Origin of the sequence: Serratia sp. T13T92, from assembly GCF_047530105.1 — a bacterium.
In the GTDB taxonomy this organism is placed as follows: Bacteria; Pseudomonadota; Gammaproteobacteria; order Enterobacterales; family Enterobacteriaceae; genus Chania; species Chania fonticola.
Window position 1 is genome coordinate 1 of sequence record NZ_JBLJAK010000087.1, and the last position, 5,506, is coordinate 5,506.

Annotated in this window: 6 protein-coding genes; 2 read left to right on the forward strand and 4 right to left on the reverse strand. The window is 49.2% G+C overall.

Going from position 1 to position 5,506, the window contains the following annotated elements; genetic code table 11:
* Positions 1-319: 319 nt before the first annotated feature.
* Positions 320-937, forward strand: a complete 618-nt coding sequence (locus ACMV5I_RS28975) for a plasmid fertility inhibition factor family protein (RefSeq protein ID WP_414825909.1) — start codon at positions 320-322, stop codon at positions 935-937.
* A 673-nt stretch (positions 938-1,610) separates the two neighbouring features.
* Here the strand turns inward: ACMV5I_RS28975 and ACMV5I_RS28980 are convergent.
* The 3 genes from ACMV5I_RS28980 to ACMV5I_RS28990 form a co-directional block, all read right to left on the reverse strand.
* Positions 1,611-2,225, reverse strand: coding sequence for a tyrosine-type recombinase/integrase (locus ACMV5I_RS28980; protein ID WP_414825910.1), 615 nt, complete (start codon positions 2,223-2,225; stop codon positions 1,611-1,613).
* 697 nt (positions 2,226-2,922) lie between these two features.
* On the reverse strand, positions 2,923-3,327 hold the full coding sequence (locus tag ACMV5I_RS28985; protein ID WP_414825911.1) for a hypothetical protein: 405 nt from the start codon (positions 3,325-3,327) through the stop codon (positions 2,923-2,925).
* Positions 3,328-3,524: 197 nt separating this feature from the next.
* Positions 3,525-4,148: a hypothetical protein gene (locus ACMV5I_RS28990; RefSeq protein WP_414825912.1), complete on the reverse strand. Its 624-nt coding sequence runs from the start codon at positions 4,146-4,148 to the stop codon at positions 3,525-3,527.
* A 212-nt stretch (positions 4,149-4,360) separates the two neighbouring features.
* Here ACMV5I_RS28990 and ACMV5I_RS28995 point away from each other — a divergent pair, with 212 nt between their 5' ends.
* Positions 4,361-4,699, forward strand: coding sequence for a hypothetical protein (locus ACMV5I_RS28995; protein WP_414825913.1), 339 nt, complete (start codon positions 4,361-4,363; stop codon positions 4,697-4,699).
* A 276-nt stretch (positions 4,700-4,975) separates the two neighbouring features.
* Here ACMV5I_RS28995 and ACMV5I_RS29000 read toward each other — a convergent pair whose 3' ends face one another.
* Positions 4,976-5,317, reverse strand: a complete 342-nt coding sequence (locus ACMV5I_RS29000; protein WP_414825914.1) for a lysostaphin resistance A-like protein — start codon at positions 5,315-5,317, stop codon at positions 4,976-4,978.
* Positions 5,318-5,506 lie beyond the last annotated feature (189 nt).

Below are 5,506 nucleotides of genomic sequence, written 5' to 3' on the forward strand. Positions count from 1 at the left end.
AAAACACGGCAAAACTGGCATTTTCATACGTCATCTATCATTGACTCCCACCATCAGCGACTCTGCCACGCTACGATCTATGGTTAGGGATCTCAAAAATGGTCGATTCAATCTCCTAACCATGAACACTTGTTGCCAGAGCAGAACCCCTTCAATAACGTCCCCACTTTAATTTTCCGGCTTTTGGCCAGTATCGGGAAGGTATGGCAGACTGATACCTGGCAGGGAGTACGTTGATTGACCAGTACCAGACACGAAACAACTAAGCAGGGAAAAACAGCACCATAATAACACCAAAAAGGTACCCAAACGGCACCAAATGAGTATCAATATCACATCAAATTTAATCAGTAAACACATTGACGTGAACGACTATCCTCAGCACCTGATCGAGGGGGTATTCAGTTGCAGATTCAACGACATCATATACTGCCGCTTCAAAATCCCGCTGCGGGAGGGAAGGTTTACCTATATGGAGCAGGCGCTCTCGGATACCAGTGAAAGTCATATTGTCATTGCCGACCGGCACAGACTATTGTCAGCCTGGCGCAATGATCCGAATTCTATAGTGCCGGAACTCAGCCGCGGAGATGAGTCCGCGTGGCGACGCGACCGTAAATTTCATGAAGCAGAAAAAGGGTTTTCCCACGGCGCAGGTAACCCGGTACCGTTAGCTGATCCGCATTGCCGATTTATTCTGGACCAGGGTTTGCCGGTTCCTGCATTCAGCTTTACCGAGGGGATCACCCGGACCATTTGGCTACTGGCCAATGGTGCCGAGCGGTTCCCGCTCCATGCCGATAATCATCGTAGTGCCCAGCTTCTGCAACGGGGTATTGGGCATCGATCTGCATGCCCATTGGCTGTTCAAGCACTATTTTTCCAGTATGCCGGCAGCGTATTACCCCGGCACTTACGGTATAAGGCGGAACCATAGCAACACCAAAAATGAACCAAAATAGCACCAAAAAGGCACCTTTTTGGCATCATGAATACTGTCAAATAGGATATTGCAGCAAGATTGAAGCTATTTTCTGTTTCTTGAGATTTACCAGGGATAATGACAGTAAGAGAGGGGTGGGGAAGAGATCCCCGGTTGGCAACAGGTATCCCTCCCCCGAACGGCCTCAACTTACAAGAACCATTCAATCAGTTGCAAAATCGCTGCAACCAAGTTAAGCAACGCAATAATCAACGCTAACATAACTCGCTCCTCCATTTCTGTGGAGCGTGACTCGAACACATGCGTTGCCTCAATGCGCCTATCAACATATGCCTTCATCTGCGAAGAAGAAGATAACCACGCTGCCAGCCAAGGCACTGTCGGCACCACCCGTTACAGCTAGGACTTAGTGAAGCTTTAAGGAGAACACTTAAATGACTATAAATCACTGGTTCAACTGGTATCTTTATTCTTCCCGCGCTGGCGATTATATAAGGGTTGTACAACATTTCAACCACCGGTTTGATCTAAGGGGTAGCTAGGGGTATAATTGAAGGGCGAAGAAGAAGATAACCACGCTGCGAAAGCTACCCACCACGTAGTCAACGCAGTGCAAAAACCCCGCTACCAACGGGGTTTTTTGCATTTATAGCCCCCGTAAATTCCCCTACGCATTCGACTTGAGTAAAAGAAGCGCCTCTTCCGGTAACATCGAGAACGACAGCCCCAGATCGCGCGTCACGTCCAGGGCGAAGATCTTGGTGTACACCTCCGTGCTTTCCAGGCGCTCATGGCCCATCAGCGCCTGCACCTTCTTGATATGCACCCCATTCATCAACAGATGTACCGCAAAGCTGTGCCGGAACGTCTTGGGCACGATAGGCGTGATCGAGAAGGTGACACCGTCACGGCTTGCCCGGCCCACAGCGGCCTTCAACCAGTTGCGGGGGGTTTCGGTACTGCTGATATCCCAAATCGGTGACGCACGTCGCGCCATCAACTTGAATGTCGAAAAATACTCCTGCACCCGGCGTTGATACGCCAGATCCGGCAACGGCACCGCCCGCAGCGGCACAACATGGCTGGCCTCTTTGGTCGGACGGCCTACCGGCTTTTTGGTGGTGCGCTGCTTGAGGGTACGTAACCGCACGAACGGCATCACATCGTTGAAGAAAAAATCGTTCGGGGTGAGGGCCAACGCTTCGTTGATCCTGGCACCGGTATTCCACAGCGTATCGATGAGCAACCGCTGGCGCATGTCGGGCAGGTACGAGAGCAACACGGCCACTTCGGGCGCAAGCAGATAATGCGGGAGGGGAAGATCGGCGGCCAACGCCATTTGACGTAAACGAACGGCGTGTTCATAGCTCCACATCGGGCTGATCGCGCTACGTGAATTCTGGGTGTCGTTGTGAGGGATAAGCCGCAATTTTTTACTCTCCGCAATCTGGCGTTTTTTTCATCGTCCCGTCATCAAAATAACGACAGGGTGAGCCGGTGAGGTAAATTGTGGCAGAACAGGCGGCGCAGGGCGACCGCAATAATTCGGTGATCGTTCGCTGGGGTGTTTGGGGAGTTATCGGAATGTGCGGGAAAAACCCAATCAGGAGGGGAGGGAGCGAGGCGGTCAGTAACGCCCCCGTTACCGCCGCTTGCCCCGGATACAGATGTGCAGGCACCTGATCCACAACGGATTATAACGCAGCAGGCAGGAAAGGCTAACCCGGACGGGTCGGGGACCGAAAATCGCCGTAGAAAGGGGCGTAAACACTACATCTAGTGCCTCGGTCAGCGGCGATCGTTACAAGATGTAGTGTTTTGAGGCCGGGCCAACGGGGGCTGGGTAGCGGCGCTGGGGAGTCCTCCTGTAAAGCCCAACCGACGAAGGCCAGGCCGTGGATCGCTAAGCAACACGCTGAGGGACAGGCTTAGAGAGCAAGAAACGCGCTGGGCGAAGGTCGCCTAGCTCCCTGTGGTTTTCACACCACGGGCCTGTGTCTATTCATGGCTTCACGCAAGATGTCATTAGTGATTTCCTGAGCTTTGCTATGGATCGCGCCATACAGTGTTGTGCCAAAAAAGCCGATAACGCCCTGTGAGGCCATGCGTGTCGAACTCGCCTCCATTTCTTGAGATTTTATCCTGTAAAGCGTTTTACTATCTTCATGGCTTTCAAAGACTGAAATTTTTTCAATATCAGCAGCCGAAACAATAGCCCCTCCAATTAGAATTCGTCCCGAATTCGAAACGTAAGGAATGAGGATATTGGTTAACGCATCCTCTTTGCTTTTGCAGTCAGCCTCAATGTGCAATATCGGTTTTTCTTTGACTTTAGGATTGGAATTCTTTTTTTTCATGTGCGCAATAATATGAATGTAACTCATGATAACCTCTATCGATGTGTATGTTTTGGTAATAAAACCAGCTACTACAACGTTTCCTTGAAGAACATAAATCATGAAGCTAAAACTGCTGAGGTTCAAGCATACCTATGGGGGCATTTGAGGTAAAGTCCAATCGGGCGCTGTGCTATCATACGTGAGCGTCCAGAGAGCATGGACGACACCGATTTTTCCCAAACTCACTTCTCAACGGGTGTGATAACGACAGGCAAGCTGTCTACATCCTCCGAGTTTACCGGTACAGGTGGCAACCACTTTAATTTTGGTTTTCGCTCATGGGCCAATTCCGGCTTTCGGCTTCCCGTCCAGTACGTATGCCAGTGCCCCCGACGTACATGAGGACGTTTTCTGCCTGTTGTTGTCAGTTTATCTTCACCAACTGTTTCTGACTGACTATATTGCCGTATCGCCTGCCCCATCCGTATTCCAACATTCCATTCCCTAATGTCTTCTGCCGGTGATTCATCGCCAGAATAAGCCTGCCCTTTATTCCTCCCTGGACGTTTGGGTTTGCCTACCTCCCTGATGTCATTTGTCTGTGAACAGATATAAAGCACCATAGATAATTGAGCATTGAGAAGATTAAATTCTTTTTCCCTGAAATTCTTTATTTCTTCATTGACCGTCACAATAACTTCACCGTCGATGCATTCCATCATCCGAGACTCAATAATCCCTTCACGAGAGTCCTTTATTCTGACGATATTATCGACGACATCAACTTCTTTCTCTTTCAGGCCAGAAACCCCCAGGCCTTGTTTCAAATCGGGGTTGTAAGCGGGAACCCGCCAAAATTTTGTCACGTTAGTCACTTCTGTCTAGGGGATGCATCAATCTTTCGCTCGTTGCATCCAGGCTAATCGCTTCCTCTCACTGATACAGATATTATCTATCTTTATATCAATAGCTTAAATTTTCTAATGATTTCCCTTGAATACCTACTGTAAGTAGGTTAATAATTGGATGCTTTACATAAATTTACACATTGTTGTTTCATCCTCAAAAGGAGTTATTTATGAAAGTTCTTGATCCTTCTATGCTGGATTTTGTCTCAGGTGGGCGCGGCAACAACGGCGGTGATCGTTCAGACAATGGTGGCGGAACCCGCGGTCATGATTCTGGACGTGATGCATCAACCGGGGCGGGTGCCGCAGTCGGCGGTGTCATTGGTGGAATGGTTGGCGGCCCTGTAGGTGGTCTCATCGGTGGCGTTGCAGGCAGCGTGATTAGCGGTGCTGGGTTTGATGCCGCCTGGAATGCTACTCATGGCAACAACAGCGGCAACAACGGTGGGGGTGGTGCCTTTGGCGGGGATAGCAACAAAAACAGTGTCAATGGTCAGTGTCACTGGTAACTTAGACTAGGCTAGGAAATCCCTGGCCTAAAAAGCTCGGATGACAATAATAATGAATAAATTTCTTAAGGCCTTCGTACTTTTTTTTGTTTGTTTTACTGTCGCGAACCTTTTTCAGAACGTTAAGATTGATGCCTATTCCGTTGTTACATCCTTGTGTTACTCGGCGCTAATTGCTTTAGCGTATTTGTTTTTCACCAGTGGGTGGTGGAAAAGAAACGTACTAAAGATCAAGAACGACTAATTGGTGGATATGCAGTATTTTCGACTCTGACATTAAGAAAAATAATATCCGAGCGTCATGATAAAACCATTCATCAGCATATGCAGCAGTATCGGTATTGCCAATCCCTTCGAAACAACACGTGCCGCAATCAAAAGCAGCGACACCAGCGTCAGGATCACGAACGTGCGTATATCCGAGTATTGGGTATGTAGAATGGCAAAGACAGTTGACGTCGTGAGCGCAGAAAGGTAGATGTTTCCTCTGAAGACCTGAAGCAACCCACTGAAAAGACATCCTCTGAACACCATTTCTTCGTAAACAGGAACGATAAAGACTAACAGGAATGTGTTCACCCAAAATAATTCTCCTCTCACCGCTTCTTGTTCGGTCATCCAGCTTTCCGCTTTCCTGATCCCCAGAATATAGGCGCCTAGGTATTGGGTCAGAAGAATTAAGAACGTAGCGCCCCTTCGGGGCGAGCACGGCAGCGTTGCTGCCTCAACCGTCTTTAAGCCCCCTACCTCACATCAACGTCGGTGCCGCCTGATCGCCCCCGCGCTGATATCCGCATAAATTAGCAC

Coding starts and splice junctions, on each gene's coding strand:
- ACMV5I_RS28985 (WP_414825911.1), bottom strand. CDS start 3,327: ATGAGTTACATTCATATTATTGCGCACATGAAAAAAAAGAATTCCAAT.
- ACMV5I_RS29000 (WP_414825914.1), bottom strand. CDS start 5,317: ATGACCGAACAAGAAGCGGTGAGAGGAGAATTATTTTGGGTGAACACA.
- ACMV5I_RS28995 (WP_414825913.1), top strand. CDS start 4,361: ATGAAAGTTCTTGATCCTTCTATGCTGGATTTTGTCTCAGGTGGGCGC.
- ACMV5I_RS28975 (WP_414825909.1), top strand. CDS start 320: ATGAGTATCAATATCACATCAAATTTAATCAGTAAACACATTGACGTG.